Origin of the sequence: Candidatus Thiodiazotropha endoloripes, assembly GCF_001708965.1 — a bacterium.
GTDB lineage: Bacteria > Pseudomonadota > Gammaproteobacteria > Chromatiales > Chromatiaceae > Thiodiazotropha > Thiodiazotropha endoloripes.
Map to the genome: position 1 here is coordinate 1 of NZ_LVJW01000008.1, position 26312 is coordinate 26312.

At 49.9% G+C, this 26312-nt stretch carries 19 protein-coding genes; 6 read left to right on the forward strand and 13 right to left on the reverse strand.

All coding sequences use genetic code 11. The features are described 5' to 3' along the window. Positions 1-57: 57 nt before the first annotated feature. On the forward strand, positions 58-6951 hold the full coding sequence (locus tag A3193_RS19505) for a VCBS domain-containing protein (RefSeq protein ID WP_268806846.1): 6894 nt from the start codon (positions 58-60) through the stop codon (positions 6949-6951). 270 nt (positions 6952-7221) lie between these two features. Here the strand turns inward: A3193_RS19505 and A3193_RS19510 are convergent, their stop codons facing one another. The 3 genes from A3193_RS19510 to A3193_RS19525 form a co-directional block, all read right to left on the reverse strand. Beyond that, positions 7222-8844: a sensor domain-containing diguanylate cyclase gene (locus A3193_RS19510; protein ID WP_162273759.1), complete on the reverse strand. Its 1623-nt coding sequence runs from the start codon at positions 8842-8844 to the stop codon at positions 7222-7224. Positions 8845-9257: 413 nt separating this feature from the next. Then, complete coding sequence (locus A3193_RS19520; RefSeq protein ID WP_069015673.1) at positions 9258-10118, reverse strand: HDOD domain-containing protein; 861 nt, start codon at positions 10116-10118, stop codon at positions 9258-9260. A gap of 1378 nt (positions 10119-11496) precedes the next feature. Next, positions 11497-11730, reverse strand: a complete 234-nt coding sequence (locus tag A3193_RS19525; protein ID WP_139116858.1) for a helix-turn-helix domain-containing protein — start codon at positions 11728-11730, stop codon at positions 11497-11499. Between the two features lie 91 nt (positions 11731-11821). Between A3193_RS19525 and A3193_RS19530 the strand changes: the two genes are divergently transcribed. Further along, complete coding sequence (locus tag A3193_RS19530) at positions 11822-12265, forward strand: helix-turn-helix domain-containing protein (RefSeq protein ID WP_069002827.1); 444 nt, start codon at positions 11822-11824, stop codon at positions 12263-12265. A gap of 42 nt (positions 12266-12307) precedes the next feature. Here A3193_RS19530 and moeA read toward each other — a convergent pair whose 3' ends face one another. The 6 genes from moeA to A3193_RS19560 are packed head-to-tail and all read right to left on the reverse strand — an operon-like array spanning position 12308 to position 16985. After that, the gene (moeA, locus tag A3193_RS19535) at positions 12308-13585 is read right to left on the reverse strand and encodes a molybdopterin molybdotransferase MoeA (protein WP_069002828.1); all 1278 of its coding nucleotides are present in this window, start codon (positions 13583-13585) and stop codon (positions 12308-12310) included. After that, positions 13545-14168, reverse strand: a complete 624-nt coding sequence (gene mobB / locus A3193_RS19540) for a molybdopterin-guanine dinucleotide biosynthesis protein B (protein ID WP_235615061.1) — start codon at positions 14166-14168, stop codon at positions 13545-13547. Before mobB ends, moeA begins: the two co-directional genes overlap by 41 nt. After that, positions 14134-14736, reverse strand: a complete 603-nt coding sequence (gene mobA / locus A3193_RS19545; protein ID WP_069015651.1) for a molybdenum cofactor guanylyltransferase MobA — start codon at positions 14734-14736, stop codon at positions 14134-14136. Before mobA ends, mobB begins: the two co-directional genes overlap by 35 nt. Continuing rightward, positions 14733-15446, reverse strand: a complete 714-nt coding sequence (locus A3193_RS19550) for an ABC transporter ATP-binding protein (protein WP_069015652.1) — start codon at positions 15444-15446, stop codon at positions 14733-14735. Before A3193_RS19550 ends, mobA begins: the two co-directional genes overlap by 4 nt. Beyond that, positions 15446-16144, reverse strand: coding sequence for an ABC transporter permease (locus A3193_RS19555; protein ID WP_069015653.1), 699 nt, complete (start codon positions 16142-16144; stop codon positions 15446-15448). Before A3193_RS19555 ends, A3193_RS19550 begins: the two co-directional genes overlap by 1 nt. Before the next feature lie 4 nt (positions 16145-16148). Continuing rightward, entirely contained in the window at positions 16149-16985 is an 837-nt protein-coding gene (locus tag A3193_RS19560) for an ABC transporter substrate-binding protein (RefSeq protein WP_083218899.1), read from the reverse strand. Positions 16986-17501: 516 nt separating this feature from the next. Between A3193_RS19560 and A3193_RS19565 the strand changes: the two genes are divergently transcribed. The 4 genes from A3193_RS19565 to moaB all read left to right on the forward strand — a co-directional run bounded on the left by A3193_RS19565 (position 17502) and on the right by moaB (position 22288). After that, complete coding sequence (locus A3193_RS19565) at positions 17502-18914, forward strand: sigma-54-dependent transcriptional regulator (RefSeq protein ID WP_305782062.1); 1413 nt, start codon at positions 17502-17504, stop codon at positions 18912-18914. Between the two features lie 4 nt (positions 18915-18918). Further along, positions 18919-20988: a cache domain-containing protein gene (locus A3193_RS19570; RefSeq protein ID WP_069015655.1), complete on the forward strand. Its 2070-nt coding sequence runs from the start codon at positions 18919-18921 to the stop codon at positions 20986-20988. Positions 20989-21094: 106 nt separating this feature from the next. After that, on the forward strand, positions 21095-21628 hold the full coding sequence (locus A3193_RS19575; RefSeq protein WP_069002839.1) for an HD domain-containing protein: 534 nt from the start codon (positions 21095-21097) through the stop codon (positions 21626-21628). A gap of 138 nt (positions 21629-21766) precedes the next feature. Then, positions 21767-22288 carry a molybdenum cofactor biosynthesis protein B gene (gene moaB, locus A3193_RS19580; RefSeq protein ID WP_069015656.1) on the forward strand — a complete coding sequence of 174 codons (522 nt, stop codon included), beginning with the start codon at positions 21767-21769 and terminating at the stop codon, positions 22286-22288. 384 nt (positions 22289-22672) lie between these two features. On the opposite strand, the gene A3193_RS19585 is transcribed toward moaB, so the two are convergent. From A3193_RS19585 to moaA, 4 genes are all read right to left on the reverse strand, one after another. Next, entirely contained in the window at positions 22673-23104 is a 432-nt protein-coding gene (locus tag A3193_RS19585; protein ID WP_069015657.1) for a hypothetical protein, read from the reverse strand. Positions 23105-23313: 209 nt separating this feature from the next. Then, on the reverse strand, positions 23314-24228 hold the full coding sequence (locus tag A3193_RS19590; RefSeq protein WP_305782063.1) for a helix-turn-helix transcriptional regulator: 915 nt from the start codon (positions 24226-24228) through the stop codon (positions 23314-23316). Positions 24229-24243: 15 nt separating this feature from the next. Continuing rightward, positions 24244-25128, reverse strand: coding sequence for a formate dehydrogenase accessory sulfurtransferase FdhD (locus tag A3193_RS19595; RefSeq protein WP_069015676.1), 885 nt, complete (start codon positions 25126-25128; stop codon positions 24244-24246). Between the two features lie 10 nt (positions 25129-25138). Further along, positions 25139-26161 (reverse strand): GTP 3',8-cyclase MoaA, encoded by a 1023-nt coding sequence (moaA, locus tag A3193_RS19600; protein WP_069002845.1) that lies wholly within the window; start codon positions 26159-26161, stop codon positions 25139-25141. Between the last annotated feature and the right edge of the window lie 151 nt (positions 26162-26312).

Consider the following 26312-nt stretch of genomic DNA (forward strand, 5'->3'; position numbering starts at 1 on the left):
ATTGATCTGGCAGAAGGTTCAGCTCTCTCCTTCTCCACCTCATCAGAAGTCGAAGGGCTGACTTTGAATGAGGATGGGTCCTACAGTTTCGATGCGTCATCTTATCAATCTCTCAGTGCGGGTGAAACTGAGACCATTGAAGTGCCAGTGGCGGTCGCAGATGATCACGGCGCTACGGCTGAAACCACACTGACGATTACCGTCACTGGCACGAATGATAATCCAGTTGCAGAGGCCCAAGAGATCTCGGCGGACGAAGGTGGTTTGGTTAACGGTCAGTTACAAGCCAGTGATGTTGATCTGGTAGAAGGAGGGTCTCTCAGTTTTTCCACTTCATCAGAAGTAGAAGGGCTGGCATTGAATGAGGATGGCTCGTACAGTTTCGATGCCTCATCTTATCAATCCCTCAGTACGGGTGAAACTGAAACTATCGAAGTACCGGTAACCGTCACCGATGACCAGGGCGCCACAGCTGAAACCACACTGACGATTACCGTCACCGGTACTAATGATGCCCCAGTAGCAGAAGCGCAGCAGACAACTGTAGAAGAAGGTGCCTTTGCAAAGGGGCAGCTGAAAGCTGGTGATATTGATCTGGCAGAAGGTTCAGCTCTCTCCTTCTCCACCTCATCAGAAGTCGAAGGGCTGACTTTGAATGAGGATGGGTCCTACAGTTTCGATGCCTCGTCATATCAAACCCTAGGTGTGGGTGAAACTGAAATCATTGAAGTGCCAGTAATGGTCGCAGATGACCAGGGCGCCACAGCTGAAACCACACTGACGATTACCGTCACCGGTACTAATGATGCCCCAGTAGCAGAAGCGCAGCAGACAACTGTAGAAGAAGGTGCCTTTGCAAAGGGGCAGCTGAAAGCTGGTGATATTGATCTGGCAGAAGGTTCAGCTCTCTCCTTCTCCACCTCATCAGAAGTCGAAGGGCTGACTTTGAATGAGGATGGGTCCTACAGTTTCGATGCGTCATCTTATCAATCTCTCAGTGCGGGTGAAACTGAGACCATTGAAGTGCCAGTGGCGGTCGCAGATGATCACGGCGCTACGGCTGAAACCACACTGACGATTACCGTCACTGGCACGAATGATAATCCAGTTGCAGAGGCCCAAGAGATCTCGGCGGACGAAGGTGGTTTGGTTAACGGTCAGTTACAAGCCAGTGATGTTGATCTGGTAGAAGGTGGGTCTCTCAGTTTTTCCACTTCAGAAGAAGTTGATGGCCTTACTTTGAATGAAGATGGGTCCTACAGTTTTGATGCCTCATCTTATCAATCCCTCAGTACGGGTGAAACTGAAACTATCGAAGTACCGGTAACGGTCACAGATGACCAGGGTTCTACAGCTGAAACCACACTGACGATTACCGTCACTGGCACGAATGATAATCCAGTTGCAGAGGCCCAAGAGATCTCGGCGGACGAAGGTGGTTTGGTTAACGGTCAGTTACAAGCCAGTGATGTTGATCTGGTAGAAGGTTCAGCTCTCTCCTTCTCTACCTCATCGGAAGTCGAAGGGCTGACTTTAAATCAGGATGGCTCATACAGCTTCGATGCATCATCTTATCAATCACTTGGTGCGGGTGAAACTGAAACGCTTGAAGTCCCTGTGACGGTCACTGATGATCAGGGTGCCACAGCTGAAACCACTTTAACAATTACTGTCATAGGCACTAATGATGCTCCAATTGCCAATGCAGAGCAGGTTGCAGTAGATGAAGGTGCTCTAATACAGGGTAATCTGGAGGCAGGTGATATAGATCTAGCTGAGGGAGCTTCACTCAGTTTTACCACATCATCAGAAGTTGATGGCCTGACTTTGAATGAGGATGGCTCTTACAATTTCGATGCATCATCTTATCAATCACTCGGTGCGGGTGAAACTGAAACTATCGAAGTACCGGTAACGGTCACAGATGACCAGGGTTCTACAGCTGAAACCACACTGACGATTACCGTCACCGGTACTAATGATGCCCCAGTAGCAGAAGCGCAGCAGACAACTGTAGAAGAAGGTGCCTTTGCAAAGGGGCAGCTGAAAGCTGGTGATATTGATCTGGCAGAAGGTTCAGCTCTCTCCTTCTCTACCTCATCGGAAGTCGAAGGGCTGACTTTAAATCAGGATGGCTCATACAGCTTCGATGCATCATCTTATCAATCACTTGGTGCGGGTGAAACTGAAACGCTTGAAGTCCCTGTGACGGTCACTGATGATCAGGGTGCCACAGCTGAAACCACTTTAACAATTACTGTCATAGGCACTAATGATGCTCCAATTGCCAATGCAGAGCAGGTTGCAGTAGATGAAGGTGCTCTAATACAGGGTAATCTGGAGGCAGGTGATATAGATCTAGCTGAGGGAGCTTCACTCAGTTTTACCACATCATCAGAAGTTGATGGCCTGACTTTGAATGAGGATGGCTCTTACAGTTTCGATGCATCATCTTATCAATCACTCGGTGCGGGTGAAACTGAAACGCTTGAAGTCCCTGTGACGGTCACCGATGACCAGGGCGCTACAGCTGAAACGATGCTGACGATTACCGTCACCGGCACTAATGATGCTCCAATTGCCAATGCAGAGCAGGTTGCAGTAGATGAAGGTGCTCTAATACAGGGTAATCTGGAGGCAGGTGATATAGATCTAGCTGAGGGAGCTTCACTCAGTTTTACCACATCATCAGAAGTTGATGGCCTTACTTTGAATGAAGATGGGTCCTACAGTTTCGATGCTTCCTCTTATCAATCACTTGGAGAGGGTGAAACTGAAACTATCGAAGTACCGGTAACCGTCACTGATGACCAGGGCGCCATAGCTGAAACCACACTGACGATTACAGTAACCGGCACCAATGATGATCCAGTAGCAGAGGCCCAAGAGGTCTCAGCGGAAGAAGGCGGATTGGTTAGCGGTCAATTGCAAGCCAGTGATGTTGATCTGACAGAAGGTTCAGCTCTCTTCTTCTCTACCTCATCAGAAGTCGAAGGGCTGACTTTGAATGAAGATGGGTCCTACAGTTTCGATGCCTCGTCATATCAAACCCTAGGTGTGGGTGAAACTGAAATCATTGAAGTGCCAGTAGTGGTCGCAGATGACCAGGGCGCCACAGCTGAAACCACACTGACGATTACAGTCACCGGCACCAATGATGCCCCAGTAGCAGAGGCCCAAGAGATCTCGGCGGACGAAGGTGGTTTGGTTAACGGTCAGTTACAAGCCAGTGATGTTGATCTGGTAGAAGGTGGGTCTCTCAGTTTTTCCACTTCAGAAGAAGTTGATGGCCTTTCATTGAATGAAGATGGGTCCTACAGTTTCGATGCGTCATCTTATCAATCACTTGGTGCGGGTGAAACTGAAACGCTTGAAGTCCCTGTGACGGTCACTGATGATCAGGGTGCCACAGCTGAAACCACACTGACGATTACCGTCACTGGCACGAATGATGATCCAGTAGCAGAGGCCCAAGAGGTCTCAGCGGAAGAAGGCGGATTGGTTAGCGGTCAATTGCAAGCCAGTGATGTTGATCTGGCAGAAGGTTCAGTTCTCTCCTTCTCCACCTCATCAGAAGTCGAAGGTCTGACTTTGAATGAGGATGGTTCGTACAGTTTTGATGCTTCCTCTTATCAATCACTCGGTGCGGGTGAAACTGAAACGCTTGAAGTCCCTGTGACGGTCACTGATGACCAGGGCGCCACAGCTGAAACCACGCTGACGATTACCGTCACCGGTACTAATGATGCCCCAGTAGCAGAAGCGCAGCAGACAACTGTAGAAGAAGGTGCCTTTGCAAAGGGGCAGCTGAAAGCTGGTGATATTGATCTGGCAGAAGGTTCAGCTCTCTCCTTCTCCACCTCATCAGAAGTCGAAGGGCTGACTTTGAATGAGGATGGGTCCTACAGTTTCGATGCGTCATCTTATCAATCTCTCAGTGCGGGTGAAACTGAGACCATTGAAGTGCCAGTGGCGGTCGCAGATGATCACGGCGCTACGGCTGAAACCACACTGACGATTACCGTCACTGGCACGAATGATAATCCAGTTGCAGAGGCCCAAGAGATCTCGGCGGACGAAGGTGGTTTGGTTAACGGTCAGTTACAAGCCAGTGATGTTGATCTGGTAGAAGGTGGGTCTCTCAGTTTTTCCACTTCAGAAGAAGTTGATGGCCTTTCATTGAATGAAGATGGGTCCTACAGTTTCGATGCGTCATCTTATCAATCACTTGGTGCGGGTGAAACTGAAACGCTTAAAGTCCCTGTGACGGTTACTGATGACCAGGGTGCTACAGCTGAAACGATGCTGACGATTACCGTCACCGGCACTAATGATGCTCCAATTGCCAATGCAGAGCAGGTTGCAGTAGATGAAGGTGCTCTAATACAGGGTAATCTGGAGGCAGGTGATATAGATCTAGCTGAGGGAGCTTCACTCAGTTTTACCACATCATCAGAAGTTGATGGCCTGACTTTGAATGAGGATGGCTCTTACAATTTCGATGCATCTTCTTATCAATCCCTTGGTGTGGGTGAAACTGAAACTATCGAAGTACCGGTAACGGTCACAGATGACCAGGGCGCCACAGCTGAAACCACACTGACGATTACCGTCACCGGCACCAATGATGCCCCAGTAGCAGAAGCGCAGCAGACAACTGTAGAAGAGGGTGCCTTAGCAAAGGGGCAGCTGAAAGCTGGTGACATTGATCTGGCAGAAGGTTCAGTTCTCTCCTTCTCCACCTCATCAGAAGTCGAAGGGCTGACTTTGAATGAGGATGGTTCGTACAGTTTCGATGCTTCCTTTTATCAATCACTTGGAGAGGGTCAAACTGAAACCATCGAAGTACCTGTGACGGTGGTTGATGATCAGGGTGGTTCATCCGATACCTATCTGACTATCACGGTAACCGGAACCAACGATCTTCCAACGGTAGTTACCGAAGAGGTCGTGGTAGATGAGGGGAAAATCATTAAAGGACAATTAGAGGCTGATGATATCGATTTACCGATTGGAGCCTCTTTGACCTTTTCAACAGATGCAAATGTCGATGGATTGACTCTCCATGCGGATGGTTCCTATAGCTTTGATGCAAGTGGTTATGAAGGATTGGATTCAGGTGAAACCGCAGTTATCGAAGTACCTGTGATAGTTGAAGATGATCATGGAGGGAAAGCCGAAACTATTTTGACCATAAATGTAGAGGGTATCGATAGTAATTCGGATTCATCTGGAGAACATACCGGTAGTGATCCTGACGAAAACGAGGAGAACCGTGGCAGAGGAGAGGAAGAGCGGGAAGAACACCGAGGTAGAGGCGGACGGGACGACCGTGAAGAGCACCGAGGACGAGGAGACCGGGACGACCGGGAAGAACACCGAGGACGAGGCGGACGGGACGACCGTGAAGAGCACCGAGGACGAGGTGATCGGGAAGACCGTGAAGAACACCGCGGACGAGGTGATCGGGACGACCGTGAAGAACACCGAGGTAGAGGCGGACGGGACGACCGTGAAGAGCACCGAGGACGAGGCGGACGGGACGACCGTGAAGAGCACCGAGGACGAGGTGATCGGGACGACCGTGAAGAGCACCGAGGACGAGGTGATCGGGACGACCGTGAAGAGCATCGAGGACGAGGAGACCGGGACGACCGTGAAGAGCACCGAGGACGAGGCGGACGGGACGACCGTGAAGAGCACCGAGGACGAGGAGACCGGGACGACCGGGAAGAACACCGCGGACGAGGCGATCGGGAAGACAGGGATGAACACCGAGGACGAGGAGACCGGGACGACCGGGAAGAACACCGAGGACGAGGCGATGGGGAAGACCGTGATGAGCACCGAGGACGAGGCGATCGGGAAGACCGTGAAGAACACCGCGGACGAGGTGATCGGGACGACCGGGAAGAACACCGAGGACGAGGAGACCGGGACGACCGGGAAGAACACCGAGGTAGAGGCGATCGGGAAGACAGGGATGAACACCGCGGACGAGGCGATCGGGACGACCGTGATGAGCACCGGGGTCGTGGCGACGATGATGACCGAGAACACCATAGAGGTTGGGAGCATCGTGATAATTGGGATGAACACCCTCGAAATGGTGAGCATGGCGAACGACATGAACATCGTGGTCATAGATTTCGTGAAGACAACGAAGAGTCCCAAGCCTCACCGACTGACATCCAGGTTCAGGGTGGAGTTGTAGAAGAGGGCTCTGCAAGCGGAACGGTTGTAGCAACCCTATCAGCCATCGATGAGGATAGTGGTGATCAGTTCAGCTACGATCTGATCCGGGATGATTCAGGACATTTTGATATCGTTGGTGATCAATTGGTTGTCACCCATGGTGCTGATATCGACTATGAAGATCGCAGTGCGCATCAGATATCGATAAGAGTGACCGATTCGACAGGTAACACGTTCACAGAGACCATTGCGATTAATGTTGCAGACGTGCAGGAAGCCATGTCAGTTGCAGAAGAGGATTACTCAAACGCGGATGTCGACGATGATAGTGGCCTGTTGGAGGATTCAGATGATCTTGATCGCAGGGATGAATTGGATGAGGACTCGGGACTCTCTACAGACTCAGACTATGAGTTCAGTGAAGAGTCTTCAGAGTTGGCGGAAGGAAGTGATTTTGATGACAGTCAGGATCTTGACCATGAAGTCAGAGAGGATGAGGCGGATAATCCATTCGATGGGGCAAATTATTTTGATGAAGGGCGGGCTGAAGGCTGGACTGATGTGGTGCAGCTGAATCCGGATGCAGATCCCAATGCCGATCCATCCAATCCATGGGAAATCTCGGTGGATGGTGAACAGGTTCAGTATGATATTGCAGACAATGCACTTTCCGTAAATCCAGAAACAAGTAGTCAGATTACATTTTCTGATGGTTCTGAGTTGACGATTGAGGGTGTGGAGCGTATTGAGTGGTAAGCAGAGTTATTACACTTTGTTTTTCGGTAGTAGTTCTGAATTGAAAATCTTCAGTTCAAGGGGTACTAAAAGCGATTAACGAAGGCATAGATTTAATACTACCTGATCCAGATAATGGATTTTATAAGTTTCTTGATCTGGGAATACGTTTTACCACGTCTGATAGGATTGGTGAAGAAGTGTTGAATTTTGCCTGTTTATTCGATTTATTGTAGTTATCTTTATTCTCAGTATGTGATGACTGGTGTGTATAAGCCTGAGTTCTCTATACTAGATAGCCTCTACCCTGTTTTTACCTGTGCGCTTGGCCATATATAGTGCAATATCTGAACGCTCAAGAATGTCTGTGTAACTTTCATCGTTCTGATCTATCTGGCTGATTCCAATGCTTACAGTTGTAGCAATGTTTTCATGACTTGAATCGAATGGTTTACTTCTGACATCATCACATATTCGTTGTGCTAAAAGCCTCGCTCCCTCGATGTCAGTCTCTGGTAGTAGCATGACAAATTCCTCGCCACCATAACGTGCTAAAAGATCCTCCGATCTGGTTGAATCCAGAAAAATATTGGCATTATGCTGAAGTATTTGATCGCCTATAGTGTGGCCATATGTGTCATTCACTTTTTTAAAATTATCAAGATCGATAATAAGAATGGAATAATCTCGATTAAACCGCTTGGCGCGTTTGAACTCAATTCCGGCAATTTTATTGAGTTCCCGGCGGTTATAGAGACCGGTCAGTTCATCAGTATTTGCCTCCTGTAACAGCTTGAGTGAAGCTGTTTTTTTCTGTATGCCATTCGTGGCTATAAATCCACTCGTGAGACTGATTACTATGAATATTAAAACATATAGAATCGTTGACATATACACAGGAATTGACGATTGTTGGCTGATTGTTTCGTTTGATAAATAGGAAATATAGACCCAATATCGATCACCGTTTTTCCGTATAAATGCATCTGCCCCGAGTTGTATATTTTCGAGTGTGCCTATCGTGTGTCTGTTGAGTGGATAAGCCCTTTGAAATATATAAACTCCTGTGCTTGTGGTTATTAAGCCGCTGTTACTACCATGTTTTATTTCCTTCCATACCTCAGGCTCTTCGCTTTCAAAAGTTACCTTACTGCTATACATAAAACCCCAGAGCTTTTCTTTTTCTGCCCCCATTAACCAATATCCATCGCTGTTATGCATAGTGACTTTCCCGCGTAGAGATTTGAAGATATCCTTTATCTTCTGAAGCAGTTCAATGGGGGTGTAATTGATGATGAGAACGCCGCGTTTTTTTCCATAGCCGTCGTAAACGGGGGTGGCAAACCGAATGGTGGGGACGATAGGTTTTTCGATCTTACCTTGTTCCATATTCAGGTCTAACGGCGATATATAGATCTCTCCCTGAGCTAGTGTTATTGCGTTTTGATAATAGTATCGATCACTTTTATCCTGTAGTTCTGTCTTTGGTACTATCTCTGGATCTCCCGATGTTTTGTTAACCCTTGTTACCTCTTTACCATTTGCATTAATTAAGCGAATTTGGTCATAGTAAGGTTTTCGCCTCACAAAAAGTGAAAAAGCCCGATTGAGTTCAATCCAATTCAATAAACTGTCATTCTGTAGATACTTTCTGAGAATTTCACCTTCAGAGAGCACAAACAGGTCAGAAAGTTTATCCTTGAACAGGGTTGAGGTGAAATCACCTGCGCTCTTCAACGCAGATTGCTCGCGAGCCACTATTATTTGTTTATCCTGAGATTGTGTTTGTTGGATTATATAAAAAAGAGTGCCATATAATGTTATGGTGGCAGGAATAAATATCTTCAAGAAGAAGATAATAAACGATGGTTTCTTTACCAGTTTTTTGTCCAATGAGGTCTCGGTATTAATCACAGACTGGTTCCTCATTGCGCTTACGCTTTCTACAGTATCGCATAGGAGTGCATCTATAACGGTTCCCTGTTATTTAATGAAAACGCTATTAGCGTATTCAGTAATATGATTGCAAGCATAGTTTTGAGTTGCTTAATCTTCAGGAAAATGACGCACGCTAAATAGGTAGTGACTTTAATGACAATCAGTAGTGAGCTACTGTTTTTCGAGAAGTTATTTAAACTAATTCTATTAGCAGTCATATTTATAATCCTCTGATTAACACCTCCTTATGTGGTTACTAAACCTGATTTAATATCGCGCATGAACTAGCATATCGATAGATGCATCCAGCCTTATTCAGAGCCGATCTTTCTAACGAAACAGCAGGTTTAGTTCTGGTGTGAAAGTTGAAACAGACTAGGTAAACATTCTTATGCCTGTTTTTGATCTATCGGAGATAGAATCGTCTTCAAAGTGTCCAGGGACATCATTAACATCTTATCGACGTGAGGAGTGATGTTTTCTGGACTAAGTCCTGTCTCTTCCCATATTGATGGATCAATCGCCCATATCATCTCTTCAACAGATAGTCCAGTCATCTGGCCTCGGGCAATCGCTAGTGCTATATGAACAAGGGATACGTCGAATTTATGGTCGGTTGCCCCCTTCGGTGTATGGTGATTCTGAATGACGGATATAATACTGTCTGGCAGTTGCCAGGATTTCATCAGTGCGGCACCCACATCCATATGATTGAACCCTAAATAGTGGTCTTCCTCTTCGGCGAGAATCCACTCGTCGCCAGCTGTGATATTTAAGATTTCAGTCGCTTTATCCGGTATTCTCAGGTAGATAACCAAACGTCCAACATCATGTAGCATACCGGCAACAAATAGACGCTCACTATGCAGTACATTACATTGCTGGGCCAATATCTTTGCTATTACGCCGGTTGTTACACCATGGCGCCAATAGTCCTCCATATTGATCAAGTGCTCTGGTATACCAGTAAAAGACCTGACAGCACAGGTTGCAGTCACGAGATTTCGTAACTCCTCGGTACCGGCAATGGTGACTGCTCTGGAAATCGTGTCTATTCTTGATCTGAGTCCATACATAGAGCTGTTAACCAGTCTTAACAGTCTGGAGGAGATGTCTGTATCGGCTGAAATTATTTCGGCAAGCTTGGCTGATGAACAGTTGGGCTGTTCCATCATGTGATTGACTTGTATGAAAACTTCGGGGAGAGCAACCAGCTGGTCGATATCTCTCACAAGTTCATCTGGTGACATGGCAATAACAAACCCCAATAAATTACACCACGGCTAATATAACCAATGGTTCTATGATCCAAATAAGTCGTTTATTGGTATCACTGATACGTGATTACCTATCCATGGGGTTTGATATTTGTATTCCGTAAGAGGCCGCTAATCTAACAAAAGAGACAAAAGATACCTACAAATAAGTACTCCTTCGCTGAGGATATTTGAACTGGTTCTCACTTTTTTGTGCCATTTAACAATTAGATTTATTCTAAATAAAAGCCGCATATAGATACGGAATTCGATAAAGAGTGCTTGGATCAACAAGCGTTCTATCTCTTTCCGTTTGTTGGATTCCTAAGATAAAAAAAATAAGTATGGCTTTGTTGACATAGATCAATAGAAAGATTCTGTGTGCTGGTAAGTTTGGCGACTTTGATTGAATTGGCGCCACATGTCAGTAATAAGCCTCTTAACACTTTTGCTGGTATCACGTGGAATATTTAAGTAAAGAATTATTTATTATGACTTGTATGTAACACGATGGAACTGTTGTGATCGCGCTTGCCATAAACAAGTATGAATATCCTATAGATTAAGATCGATATGTCGGTAAGCAAAGAGCAGATCAGAAAGTACTGTAGGATAAAGTATGTAGAGCATGCCCGTTCTCAAGGTGATACTCATGTAACGATTATATCTTCAGAAGTCACACAAGCATTCCAACTCGATCCCGATGATCCAATTGTATGTGAATCGCTATGGTCGAATGAGTTTGAGTATGAGAATTATCTATTTAGAGTTTCTAACAGTTGTCGAGGGGAGCATGGCGTCTCAATCATGGTCTATCGAATTCTCACTATAAATGAGGAGGAAGATGCGGATAATTGAATTATTCTTATACTAACTTATAGAGCAAATAGCTTTTATTCGATTATCGATGAAAAAATAGTTACCTTGACGCTAATTGACTGGATGGCCAGGATGGCACTCTAAATCTGCTTTCAAATGATCCACTCTATTCTGGAAGTAAAAATAAAGTTTAATCCTTGTGGATGTGTTATCTAGATGGACTTAAATAACACCACATTGCTTCAGTAAACCTTTTTTTAAATATGGTTAGAGTTGGTTTGGCACGTCTCCTCATAAAGCCGTGTCAATTTCTGCTCCATCTCCTGCATACGCCATTTAAGCCATAACGCGTTCTGTTTCATCCCTCTTACTGAAAAACTGCTGATACTATCGTGATGAGTGGCAATATGATCGAATGCTCTACAGAGTTGTTCACAACGTAAATTGAACTCTGAAAACTCATCACAATAAATTTTCAGTCTGTCTGAATAAGAGGGCGCTGCTTTAATCTTTCCATGAAACAATACTCGATACCTTTTTGTTTTGTGAAAATTCAGGAGGAACATTTCGAGATCTGTTGTTCACTCTGTGCCTTGGGGTAGAGGTCAGGTCGTAGTTCATATCGGCTCAATTTACCCTCGGAATGGCGCTCGAGTAAGAGGGTTAACCTTCCACTGGGCTTTCTGAAGCCAGAGGCGATCTGAGTCAGGTAGATATATTTGGTACCGCACTTTGCTGCCAGACGGGTGGCTGCCTCGCGACCTTCCGTTGAAATAAATGTCTTCATATCCATATTGAGGATGAACATTAGCATAGAGCTAAACGAATAGCAATATGTACATGGCCACTAATATAGCAATTAGCTATTATTTTTGACCATGAATATCAAGACGATACGCAAAGCCAATCTACTGGATCAGATCGACCGTTTTCATTCCCAGCGGGAGTTCTCCGAAAAGGTTGGGCTGACACCAGCTCACGTGAGCCAGATGGTCACAGGAAGACGCAATATGGGTGATGTGGTTGCCAGGCGGATCGAAACCGGTCTTGATCTACCTGAAGGTTATATGGATGTTCAGCATCCGGTGGTTGGGGTGGAGTATCAATATCCGAAGAACAAAGGGAGCAGGCAACCAGCCGTCTCGGATGGGGATAATCTGGAGACCCTGCTGATGTCAGTGCGTCAGATGAATCAACGACTCTCACCGAAAACCAGAGAGGTGGTGGCAAAAATTGAGCGGGCTGCGCTGAATGGCAAGTTGACGGATGAGGAGTGGACTACCCTGGAACGCTTGCTCAACTGTTTTGAAAAGGGGTGCTGAACACCCTTATCAACTCGTCAGTAAGATCCTCAACGTGACTGTTCACTCAAGACTTAACGATGCGAAGGGTTGAATCTCAACCCGGTCTCCTTCACTGACCCCGGCGCAACTTTCCGGCAGTAGGATAAAGCAGTTTCCACGACTCATTGAAGTGAGAATTCCCGAGCCCTGTTGGCCGACGGATTCGACGCTGAGTTGGCCATCGTCACCGGTTGAAAAAACACCCCGTATAAATTCATATCGCCCAGGCCGTTTACGGAGTGCGTCATGACAGACTGCCGTCAGGATAAAGGGTTGATAGGGCTTGCCAGTGGCCATGTAGTGTATGGCCGGCAGAACGAACTGATAGAAAGTGACCATGACCGCCACCGGATTGCCGGGCAGGCCAAAGAAGCGGGTTTGCCCCAGTTCGCCGAATGCCAGGGGACGTCCAGGTTTCATGGCGATTTTCCAGAAGTGGATTTCACCCAGCTGCTGCAGGATCTTTTTGGTGTAGTCGGCCTCTCCAACTGAAACACCGCCGGATGAGATTACCATATCCGCCTCTTCAGCGGCTGCCTGGAAGGCCTGACGCAAGGCTTCCGGGTCATCTTTGATTACTCCCATATCGAGCAGATGCACGCCACAGTTTTTCAGCATGCCGTAGAGACTGTAACGGTTACTGTCGTAGACATCCCCCTCTCTCAGGGATTCACCGATACCGCGCAATTCATCGCCGGTGGAGAAGAAGGCGACACGGGGCCTGCGCCTGACACTGACCTCTCCAAAGCCGAGTGATGCCATGACCCCCAGGTCGGCAGCCGTCAGGCGCCTGCCCGGTTCCAGCACACGGCTGCCTTTGGCGATATCCTCACCGGCATGGCGCACATTCTGTCCCTGTTTGTGTTGTGAGGTGAATGAGACCATTTGCGTCTCATCCAGCTTCGCCTGCTCCTGCATGATGACCGTGTCCGCGCCTTCAGGCATCGGCGCGCCGGTCATGATGCGAATACATTCACCGGATTGGCAATGACCTGGAAAGGGTTGACCGGCCACGCTAGTGCCGATCAGTTTGAAACTTGTAATAGAGGAGGATTGCAGATCTGAGCCCTTCAGAGCATAGCCATCCATCGCGGAGTTGGTATGGCCGGGAACATCGAGTGGGGAGATGATTGGTTGTGCCAGCACCCGGCCCAGAGCATCGCGCAGTGCCAGCCGTTCAGTGGTCAGGATCGGCTTGATACCACTCTGGATAGCCTCTCTGGCTGCAGCAACCCGGAGGGTGCTGGATGGTTCAGGGTCAGCGCAACTGGTTTGAGGATTGGTGGCTTGCAGGGTCATGGATGGGGCGTTCTCCGAATCGATAGAGCTGTTGACGAATGAAGTTTGCAATAGCTTCCGGTTGGTTGAGATCCAAGACCGGTAAACCCTCCGGTAGAGAGCATATCGCCTCATCCGTGGCGATGGCAATAACGTTTGAGTCCGTCTGGCAGATCAACGGCTTGCCCAGTTTAGGTCGGTGCAGCTCAATTTTTTGTATGGGAGCGTGTTTGAATCCCTCCACCAGCACCAGGTCGAGGGCGTGATGGTCGAGATGAGGTAGGGTGGACTGCAGATCCGGTTCATTCCGGTCATCGGTTTCGGCAATCAGTGCCATCCGTCCTCTGGAGGCGACCAGCATCTGGCTCGCACCGGATTTACGCAGTTCATAACTGTCTTTATGGGGGTGATCGATCTCAAACTGGTGTTGTGCATGTTTCACCACCGCGATCCTCAGGCCTGCCGCTTTGAGGATCGGCAGCAGTCTGGTCAACAGGGTGGTTTTACCGGTGCCACTGTAGGCTATGATGCCGAGCAGGGGGATCGGGTAATCGATCATCCTTCCACCCTTAACGTTCAGCGGTTTGGGGTTGTTCGAATTCATTCCTTTCCTCTGGCGTATTGATGTTCAGAAAGGTTTCAGGAATATCGGAAAAGTCGGTTGTAACCATTTTATGTTGCGCGTACCAGAGATCGATTTTCCGATCGCCGCCGTCCAGGTAAGCCTTCAGGCTTGGCCGCAGTTTTTTCCCGATCAGGGCATACACCGGTTGCAGGCGCTTGCCGTCGTGAGCCACCGCAATATCCGCATCTGCGTCTTCACGGGCGCTTGCCAGCCGGGCTACCAGATCTTTTGGTAATCTGGGACCGTCGCAGGGTACGGTGATCAGATTCGGGGTAGTGATCTGTTCCAAAGCGGAGTAGATCCCCGCCAAGGGTCCCTGGTAACCACTCAGTTCGTCACGAATCACCGGATAACCGAATCTCTGATAGTCCGTCATGTTTCGGTTGGCGTTGATTAGCAGATGCCCAACCTGGGGTGCGATGGTGTTGATGACATGTTCGATCAGTGGTTTACCATCAAGCAGGACCAGGCCTTTGTCATTGCCGCCCATGCGGCTACCCCGGCCACCGGCCAGGATGACTGCGGTGTAATCTGAACGGTCGTTCACGCCGTGCTCCTGAAGTTTGGGTGAGTCTGATCGAATTCGATCAGTTTCTGATCATCGATGCGTATCAGTTTACCCTGATCCAGGCGTAAGTGCTGGTCTATCAGAGTGGGGAAGTGCATGGGATCGTGGCTGGCCAGCAGCATGGCTGTGCCATCGCTTTTGAAGGCTTCCAGCAGACTGAGTGTTCGATGTCTCGATTCCTGATCGAGGTTGGAGGTCGGTTCATCCAGCAACAGGATGGACGGCCTCTTCAACCAGGCCCGTGCCAGGGAGACCCGTTGTTTCTCGCCACCGGATAGTGATTTGGCTGGCGCGTGGGACAACTGCTGGAGATCGGCCCACTCCAGGGCTTTATCGATCTGTTGTTGACGCTCCCGTTTGGTCAGTTTCACGCCGATGGCATAGTCCAGATTGTAGCTTACTGTGCCGTCAAACATATACGGGTGTTGATGAAGATAGAGGGCATGGTGTTGCAGGGTTTTTTTGACATGACGCCAGTTGAGTGGCCCCTTTCCCAGGTCGATCCGGATGCTGTCCGGTTTCTCCAGTCCAGCCAGAATACGTAACAGGGTGGTTTTCCCCGCCCCATTGTCGCCACTCAACAGGTGGGTCTGTCCAGCTTGAAGGGAGAAGGTGACCTCGTTCAGCACTTGCCTTTTGGCATAGTGTTTTTTCAGGCAATGGACATTGAATTGATCTGTTGTAGTCATCAGGCTGGTTGCCCCTTACCTTGAAAGTGCTGCAGGAAGGCGTTCAGAGTGAATGCCAGAATCAGTAGAACCAGACCCAGGGCGATGCCCTGAGCGAATTCACCCTTACTCGATTCCAAAGCGATGGCGGTTGGAATGTTGCGGGTATAGTGGAGGATATTGCCGCCAAGCATCATTGATGCCCCGACCTCGGCAATAATCCGGCCGAATGCTGCAAGCAGCGCAGCCATCAGCCCAAAACGCGCTTCCCGCATGATGGTGATCAACGCCCTTAGCGGTGTCGCGCCCAGGGTGCGTGCTGTCTCCCAGGCTCTGCGGTCACAGGCTTGCAGTGCCGAGTGTCCCATGGCAACAAGTATCGGAAAGGCAAGTGCGATCTGACCAAGCACCATCGCCGTCTGGGTGAACAGTAACTTCCACTCCCCAAGCGGACCCTGTCTGGAGAGTAGTATGAAAAGGGTCAGGCCTACGACCACGGCAGGCACTGAGAGCAGAGTGCTGTTGATGGAGATCAGCAGACGCCTGCCGGGGAAGTGGTAGTAGGCGAGTATAAAAGCGATCAGCAAGGCCGGTGGTGACGCCACCAGTATGGCAACCCCCGATACCCTGAAGGAGATGGCAATGATCTCCCAGAGTTCAGGGTTACCGCTGAACAGTAACTCCAGGGCTGCCAGCGTTGTGGTTGTTAATGATTCCATGTGATTAATGTTCTGCGGCGGCAAACTCTCCAGCATCGGCGGATGGGGTAAAGAGACGGTTACTGCCAATGCGGAAATTATTGATGCGCTCCTGACCCTCTGGTGAGATCAGCCATTGGATCAGTGCCTGGGCACCAAAATGGTTGGTGTCGGGGTAACGCTGTGGATTCACCGCGATGATGCCATACGGGTTGAACAGCAGGGGATCGCCCTCAAAGCCGATTTTCAGTGGAGACTTCTTCTCATAGGCAAGCCATGTACCCCGATCAGTCAAGGTGTAGGCATCCATTTCTGCTGCGATCTGCAGCACTTTACCCATTCCCTGGCCGGCTTCACGATACCAGCGCCCATGTGGGTCGACTGCCGCCTTCTTCCATAGACCCAACTCTTTTTTGTGGGTGCCGGAATCATCCCCGCGAGAGACGAAGGTCGCCTGATGCTCAGCGATGAGTTGCAGGGCCGTGGTGGCATCCTTGGCTTTTGATAATCCGGCAGGGTCTGATTGTGGACCGACGATCACAAAGTCGTTGTACATCACACCGTATCGCTTTTCACCATGACCCTGTGTGACAAATTCATCTTCCGCAGACCTGGCATGTACCAGAATCACATCCACATCGCCGTCACGTCCCATACGCAGTGCTTTGCCTGTGCCGACCGCAATCACATGTACGTTATAACCGGTGTCGGCTTGAAATTCCGGTAACAGTTCTTTAAGCAGTCCTGAATTGTCGGTACTGGTTGTGGTGGCCAGTCTGATGATTTTGTTGGTGTCTGCATTGGCTGCATTCAAAGGGATAAGCAGTGTCATCAACAGGAGTGTGAATAAGTGTTTCACCATATTTTTATTCATTGGGAATTGCCTCATTGCGGTAACCATTTCAGTATCACTGAATCGTCCATATAAAGTGTGGGTACAGCGATTGATCGGGATGAGTTGTTAAGTAAAAACATAATTAAATTGTGTTTTATTTCTTTTGTGCAGACTTAAACAGTAGTGTGCAACCATTGAACAAATGGCTAAAAAGCCAGTCGTTATCTATGGGTGCGATAGATTTAATTGCAAGAGTGGTGCCACTCTTATACTAAGCAGAGAACAACGATGAATACTTAAGGTCTGATGAGTATTCGTGGGAGTTGTCATGGTATTTGCAATAGCAAATGAACCTGTATTGTCTACTATGTAGATAATGGCAGGATAATAAACACAATTTCTGCATTCTTTAGCTGTCGGTTTCTCCCTTTGCTGTTCAAGGGAGTCCAAAATTGAGACAAATGGTCCCAGATTGACACACTTTTTGTTGGACATTTTGTCTCACTCAGCCGTCGGTGGATTGCCTTGATAGAACAGTACTCAATGAATATTAAGACTGAAGAGCTCGTGGTGCGGGATGAGCCCACTAGCGTTTACCACAAGGAAGGTACAACCAACCGAATGACCTCGGTGCTCATCGTGGACGATGAACCGGGTATCCTCAGCTTTTTGCAAAAAGGGCTGAGACGCTATTTCGGGCTGGTGGAGACAGCCAAGGATGTGGTCACTGCCGAAGAGCTGCGAAGACACTGCCATTTTGATCTGATTATCACGGACATACGCCTGCCAGGGCACCAGGGTGGGGTCGAGTGGGTGAGAGAGTTGCGTGAGCAGGGTGGAACCACCGGGGTTATCTTCATGACCGCCCATGCTGACCTGGAGACGGCCATCTCCGCACTCAGGGCGGGTGCCGAGGACTTCATTATGAAGCCCTTCCGTATGGAGCAGATGGTGGCATCCGTGGAGCGCTATCTGGATCGACAGAAGATGCAGCGTGAGAATTTTGTGTTGCGACGACAGGTCGATCAGATCTATGACAGCTCCGGCATCGTTGGCGAATGCCAGCAGATGCACGCCTTGTGTGAAGTGGTCAAACGTGTGGCTCCAATGCCGTCCACAGTGTTGATCGAAGGTGAATCGGGTACCGGAAAAGAGTTGGCTGCCCGAGCGATACACGACTTAAGCAACCGCTCAGGCAGTTTTGTACCGGTGAACTGTGGTGCGATGAGTGCCGAGTTACTGGAGAGTGAGTTGTTCGGGCATGTCAAAGGTGCCTTTACCGGTGCTCATCTCTCACGGGATGGACTGTTTACCTATGCCAATGGAGGGACCCTGTTCCTCGATGAGATTGGTGAGATGCCTCTGTCGATGCAGGCCCACCTGTTGCGTTCCCTTGAAGAGCGCACCATCCGTCCTGTCGGCTCCAATCGGGAAGTCCCTGTCGATGTACGGATCATCGCCGCTACCAACCGGGATCTGGGGAATGAGGTGCAAAAAGGGGAGTTCCGTGAAGATCTCTACTATCGACTCAATGTATTGACGCTGCGCATGCCAGCCTTACGAGAACGAAGTGAGGATATACCGCTGCTGGCCAACCACTTCATGCATACACTGGCATCCGACCTGGGAATCGATGTCCCGGTTTTGGGTGAGAACGAGATAGAACTGCTGATGCACTACGACTGGCCCGGAAACGTACGGGAATTGAAGAATGTGATTGAGCGCTGTCTGTTGTTGAATCGCTCGCCGAGTCTTTGCATCACCGCCACAGAACAACAGGATGGTGAGACGATTTCTGAGCAATCGGAAGCTTCATTGCAACTCGAGGCAGTTGAGAAAAGGCATATCCTGAAGGTGCTGGAACTTCATAGCGGCAACAAGTCGGCGGCGGCCCGGGTACTGGGAATTTCACGCAAGACACTTGAGCGCAAAGCACAAGCCTGGGGAATCTCCTGATTCCGTGTTGAAACTAATCCGTACCATTCAGAGCACCCTGCGTTATAAAATGCTGGTGCTGGTACTGTTCCCAATTGTTCTGATCATGCCGATTGCACTTGTGCTGGCCATCTACTGGGGCTCCCAGTTCAGTTATGAACAGCTGTTTATTAAGGTCAATACGGATCTATCCGTAGCTGAGGATAACTTTCACCGTCTGCAGCAGGATTACCTCAATACCCTGGCCCGCCTGGCGGAATCCTATACCTTCAATACCGCACTGGAATCGAAAAGTGGCGGAGTGATTCATCAACAGCTGGAGAAGATCCGACAGCAGAACGATTTCTCCTATCTGCATCTGCTGGGACTGGGTGGCAGGATCACTTTTTCCACAGATGCTGATCTGCCTCAGCGAGCCCACCCCTCTCCCTCACTCTTGATTGCCCTGCAGGGAGCGCCGAAAGTTGAGATTGAGATCTTCTCTGCTGAAGCACTTGAAGCCCAATCCCCGGGATTGGCGAACCGGGTTGCACTGCCATTGCTCGAAACCCCCAGAGCCACACCGACCGATCAGCAAGTGGAGGAGCGGGGGATGATGATCAGGGCCCTCTATCCGGTGAAGAACTCCAGGGGAGAGGTGGTGGCGATACTCGATGGCGGGGTGTTGCTGAATGGGAATTTCAAATTCGTCGATACCATCAGGGATCTCGTCTATGGTCCGGGCAGTCTGCCCGAGGGCAGCATCGGAACCGTGACGGTGTTTCTTGATGATGTGCGGATCACAACCAATGTGCCACGCGCCGTGAATGAAAGGGCGCTGGGTACCCGGGTTTCTGATGAGGTGCGAACCCAGGTACTGGAGCATGGTGAAAAATGGATCGATCGTGCGTTTGTGGTAAATGATTGGTATATCTCAGCTTACCAGCCGATTGTCGATGTGAATGGTGAACGGGTCGGCATGCTGTATGCCGGTTTTCTTGAAGCGCCGTCACGTAATGCACTGTGGCAGGCCTTGGTGGTGCTGATCCTGCTTTTTCTGGCGTTGATGTTGTTATCCTCGCTACTCTCCATCCGGGGAGCAAAATCGATCTTCAAACCCCTGGAGATGATGATGAGCGTGGTTCGCGCTACCCGTGAAGGCTATACCAGGCGTATCGGTCAGGTCTCGTCCACCGACGAGATTGGCGTTCTGGCGAAAGAGTTTGATCTGTTGCTGGATCTTCTGCAGCAGCGTAACCGGCAGATGCAGGAGTGGACAGATCAGCTTGAGGAGAAGGTGGAGGAGCGAACAACGGAACTGAAGTTGAAGAATGAGCGATTACTGAGCATGATTCAAACCCTCAAGGAGACCAGAGCACAGCTGATCAATGCGGAAAAACTGGCTGCACTCGGTGAGCTGACGGCAGGGGTTGCCCATGAGATCAACAACCCGACGGCGGTGATGCTTGGAAACCTGGATCTGCTGGTAGCTGAGTTGGGTAAGGATGCCGAGCCGGTAAAAGAGGAGATCGATCTGGTGATTGAGCAGATCTTCCGCATCAAGGATATCATCAACAGTCTGCTACAGTATGCCCGCACCGATCAGATGAGCGGTGAGGCTGCCTATACCGATGTCAACAGTGTGATCGAGCACACTTTGGTTTTGGTGCGCCATCTGCGCAGCAAGAGCGATTTTGAAATCAATCTGGATCTGCAGGCAACCAGACAGGTGAAGATCAATTCCCAGGAGCTGCAACAGGTGTTGGTCAATCTGGTGGTGAATGGGGTCCATGCTCTGCACCAGCGGGATGGGGAGATACGCCTGCGCAGTTCCGACTGGGAGAGTAAAGGCGTGGTGATTGAAGTGATCGATAATGGCAGTGGCATTGCACCGGAACGACTGGGTTCCATATTCAATCCATTCAACAGCGGTAAGCCGACCGGTGAGGGCACCGGCCTTGGGCTTTCGGTCAGTTACAGTCTGATCAAAAAATATGGTGGTGATATCAGGGTCAAGTCTGAGTTGGGTAAAGGTTCCGTTTTTACCATCTGGCTCTATCGGGAGGCCGATATGGTTGATGATGAGAAGAGCTTGTTTGAGCACTATAATTATTAGAGCCTGTTAACACCAGTCCGGTCCTAAGTGTGAGCGAAGTGAATAATCCAGGTTGCTTAAACGCGCTTCTATAGAAACCTTTCAAAGCAAAAACCTATAACTGTCTATGAATAACAACCTACTGCAATTGATCGTCAAAGCCTTGGCGTTTTCCGCCCAAAAGCATCGGGACCAACGACGTAAGGATGTCCAGCAGACACCCTATGTCAATCACCCCATCACCTTGATGGATATCCTGGTGAATGAAGGGGAGGTGTATGACACAGAGACACTGATAACCGCCTTGTTGCATGATACGATCGAGGATACGGAGACCACCTTTGAAGAGATCGAAACCGAGTTCGGATTGGTGATCGCCAGCCTGGTGATGGAGGTGTCTGATGATGCATCCCTCTCCAAGCTTGAGCGTAAGGCAATGCAGATACACCATGCCCCCAATCTCTCGGAAAAGGCCAAGCTGGTTAAGCTGGCCGACAAAATCGCCAATCTGCGGGACATCGCCCATAGTCCTCCGAAAGGCTGGGACCTGTCCCGACGACAGGCCTATTTCGATTGGGCCAAGGACGTTATCGATGGCTTGAGAGGCGCCCATCAGGGCCTTGAATTGTTATTCGATGACGCCTACAGCAAGCGACCCTGATGAATTTGCCCGTCAATCAGGATCTGGGACACAAGCGACGCTTGAGTTCTGATCTTGATCAAGGAACTGCGCCTTGCAACTGGCATGCTATCCACTGTTTTTCCTGATGAATAGAATGAGATCCACGGAGCCTATAACATGAGTGACGAACGTCAGTTTATCCCTTTGAATATCAGCGTAATGACTGTATCGGACAGTCGAACGGAAGAGAATGACAAATCGGGCCAAAAGCTCAAGAGCATGCTGGAAGAGGCTGGGCATCAGCTGGCCGACAAGCGCATCGTGAAGGATGATCGCTATCGGATCAGAGCGGTGATGTCCGAGTGGATTGCCAATCCGGATGTGCAGGTGATTATCACCACCGGTGGTACGGGGCTGACAGGAAGGGATGGCACACCGGAGGCGGTTGAACCCCTGCTGGATAAGATTATCAACGGTTTCGGTGAGATGTTCCGCTCCCTCTCATACGAGATCATCGGCACATCGACTATGCAGTCCCGTGCAATCGCCGGTGTCGCCAATGGCACTTTTGTCTTCTGTCTGCCGGGTTCAACCGGCGCCTGTAAGGATGGTTGGAGTAAATTGATCTCCGCGCAACTCGATTACCGGACACGCCCCTGTAATCTGGTGGAGCTGATGCCCAGATTACTGGAGAAATAGTTTTTCGATAGCAACTTAACTTTGGTCGATCTATTACTAACGGGTTCATTTCAGTTGGTTTCTCCAGCCTATCGAGATTGGTGACATAAAAAGAGATAACCAAACAGAAGATGAAGGTTAAAAATTACCAATCATCAGAGTGCCAAACAGATGGAGTGAGTAGCTCCCCTCTCCCCTTGCGGGAGAGGGGCTTTAATGCATCTCTTCGGCTGATATTGAGTTAACCAGACAGCAGTCACTGGGGATATTGAATTATGAGTTCAAACCATCCCCAGAGACTATTTCTATTCGCGTTCATTTGCGGACTGATTCTTCCTATCCATTTGCGGCCAATAGCAGAAGAGAGCTATGGTTTATGCGTGTGTCTCTACAGGCCTTGGCAGACTACACTCCACTGATGAAATTGAGGAACAAAAACAGCAGCACAAAAAAGCCGCCGACGATCATCCAGGTTCGGTTCCAGATGGCGTGGCGACGTTTGAGTTGTGCTGTTTCCGCGTCGATTACGGCCCTTGTCTGAGTGTCTATGGTGGGATCGATCCACACCTGTTGATGGCGCAGATCATCCGATTCCACCGCAGAGATGGCATGGGAAACTTCGGTTTTGTAGAGTCGGCTGTCCAGATCGACCAGTCTGTTGTGAAGCTGATTATGCAAGTGCATCAGACCCGCTTCGATATCATCGAAACGGGCGATGTATCGAATCTCGGAGCCCGCTTCAGATTCCTGGGTATTCGGCAGCTCATCTCTGATTCTGGCTCTGATCATGCCTGCGTGATCAGGGTGGGTTTCCAGTACCAGATAACCTGTTTTCATATTACGGCCTGCCGATTGTATAAGCTGCGACGATAAGTGGATGAATCCATCATACCACTGAGTGTTTTTTTAGGTGAAGTAGTGAGTCGCCAGACCATGAAGAGTGGGATTTATCTCTACATATCCAAGTTTACAATTGTGAGCGTTTGCTGTGAGTGGCGTCCATGTGCGGACTTCTTCATTCTTGACAACAATGAGAAACAGACGGGCTATTCATCCCCCCAAACCAGCTCACCCGCTTCACTCAAATCATAGCCCCCAAGACGCTCCCCCATGGCCTGGCAGTCGGCCGAGCGAAGACGATTGATCAGATCCTGAAACAAGCGACGGAACCAGATGTTTCTCGGCAGTGCCAGGTCGAAGGACTCCCAACCGAAAGGTATGAAGTCGAGTCCATACTCTTGTGCGGCCGCGCGCGCTCCCGGTGCGGCATCGGCCTGATCCATGGCGATACTGGCGGCCGCTTCCCGCTCCGACAGAGCGGTGCAGACCGAGTTCAACTGCTCGATATTGACGCTGTGTTGGCTGAGTACTTCGAGCAGAAAACGTTGTGCGCCGGCACCGCTTTGTCGCATCGCCCAGCGATGGTTGCCTTCCAGCAGGGTTTTGGTATCCGGCCTGAGTTCACCCAGTGTGCGATTGACCATCAACCCCTGTTCCCGGCGAAACAGACGAATCAGCACCCATTGCCTGAACTGGGGATATTGGCGTAACAGGGCCGGGTGGCGCGTGTTGCTCTCCTGGTTGGGTCCCCAGTGTATCCCGCAGGCATCAATCCGGTTCGCCTGGAGTAGATCAAGACCGAGTCGGGTACCTGTCGGCGAGTAGCTGATCAGGGCATGGGCACCGGTCTCCTGGGCAAAGTTCATGATCAGTCGATAGAGCAGGGGATCGTCACTGCCGGCAATCACCAGTCGGTTGGTCATCAGTCCGCCATGGGCGGAATCGAGCATCCAGCGATCCACCAGCTCTCTGGGAAACAGCCATTTGCCGGTGATCTTGGTTGCCGGAATACGCTCCTCGTTGACCAGAGAGTAGATCTTCTTCTCGTTAAGGTGCAGGTATTCGGCAACCTGTTTAACGTTCATGAATACATGCTGGTCCTGTGAGATCACTGCGGCCATATCCTCTCCTAATAATCAGCTCTTGGCGTGTTCCACCGGTTTCTTTTGATTGCTTTGGTAGCGCACCGGTGGAATGGCGTCAAAGGAAATATTCTCTGCACCGTTATAGATTAAAAAGTGCTTTCCCTTGGCCCGTGCGATCAGTGTCACGCCGATTCGCTGGGCCAGTTCCACGCCCATCTGTGTGGCGCCCGAGCGGGATAGCAGTAAGGGAATGCCCATCTGCGCGACTTTGATCACCATCTCAGAAGTGAGTCTGCCGGTGGTATAGAAGAGTTTGTCTCTGCCGTGAATATCATCAAGCAGCATATTTCCGGCAATCGCGTCCACCGCATTGTGTCGTCCCACATCCTCGATGAACAGCAGGATCTCGGCACCCCGGCAGAGGGCGCAGCCATGCACAGCTCCGGCGCGTTGGTAGACTTCGTTGTAGCTGCTGAGATTCTTCAGCAGGGCATAGATACCGGATTGCCGATGGGTGCATTGCGGCAGTTCGATTTTATCCAGATCCTCCATCAGATCACCGAAAACCGTACCCTGGCCGCAGCCGGTGGTAACCGTCTTGCGGGCGGTTTTCTGTTGCAGATCGGGAATGCCGTCAAAGGTGGTGACGGCAGCTGATTCGGTCTCCCAGTCCACCTGGACGGCCTTGACCTGATCGATCGTCTTGATCAGTCTCTGGTTGTGCAGCCAGCCCAATACCAGCATCTCCGGACGGGTGCCCAGGGTCATCAGTGTCACGATCTCCTGTTTATCCAGATAGACGGTCAGCGCCCGTTCCGCGGCTACCCGGCCGCGGCGTATCTCACCATACTCATCCACGGCTGTGGCGGGGTGGGCGGCACTCAGGCCCGCATCGGTAAGCTGGGGGCGATGAGTGTACTCATTTGCCTTGTTCATTGCGGTCACCTCATCCTCCGGTAACATTCATATGCCGGAACAGCACCGGTTGGCTGCTGAGGTCAAACTCATGTCCCTTGGGTTTGATCTCCATGGCATCGATGATGGCTTGACGTAAGGGGGCCTCATCAAGTGGATTGGCGCGTACCACACGACGCAGATCCATGGAGTGCTCCTGGCCCAGGCAGAGCAGTAGCCGGCCTTCTGCGGTCAAGCGCACCCGGTTGCAGTGTTCGCAGAAATTGTGGCTGTGGGGCGAGATGAATCCCACCCGGCTTTGCGAACCGTTGAGACGATAGTAGCGGGCCGGTCCACCGGTGGTTTCTGTGGTTGGAATCGTTTCGTAGTATTGCTGGATATCCTGTAGAACCTGGTCACTTGAATAGAATACCTGTTGCCGATCGTGATCGCTGATCACGCCAAGTGGCATCTCTTCAATGAAGCTGATGTCCATACCGCGAGCTTCTGCGAAACGGACCAGGTCGACCACTTCATCATGATTGCGATCCTTGAGAATCACCGTATTGATCTTCAGCCGTTTGAAACCGGCCTCCAGGGCGGCATCAATACCGTTCAGGGTGCGTTGAATGTCGCCAACCCGGGTCATCTCGTGAAAACGATCCGCCTGCAAGGTATCCAGACTGATGTTGATCCGGGTAACACCGGCGGTCTTCAGGGCCTCGGCATAGCGGGTCAGCTGGGTTCCGTTGGTGGTCAGGGTCAGGTCATTCAGGCCGGGAAGTCTGCCGAGTGCCTGAAACAGTTGCATGATGCCGCGACGGGTCAGGGGTTCACCACCGGTAATGCGGATCTTGTTGACCCCCATCTCGACAAAACTTTTGGCCACCCGGTAGAGCTCTTCCAGGGTCAGCAGCTGCGACCTGGGGACAAACTTCATATCCTCAGACATGCAGTAGACACAGCGTAAATCACAACGATCGGTGACTGAGATACGCAGATAGGTGATCTGACGATTGAATCGGTCAGTCAGACGATGGGTTTCCGGTGCCGGTTTATTGTTTGTTTCAGGCATTGATCATGATCTCTCCAACAAGCGCTTGTTCTCTACAGGCAAGAGTCATACCGAATTACTATTTCCCGTTTGATGCCCATGCTACGTATGCTCAGCGCAGGGTGGTGGTATGAAATGTCTCACCCTGTGAATAAGAACGGGACATTTTGCC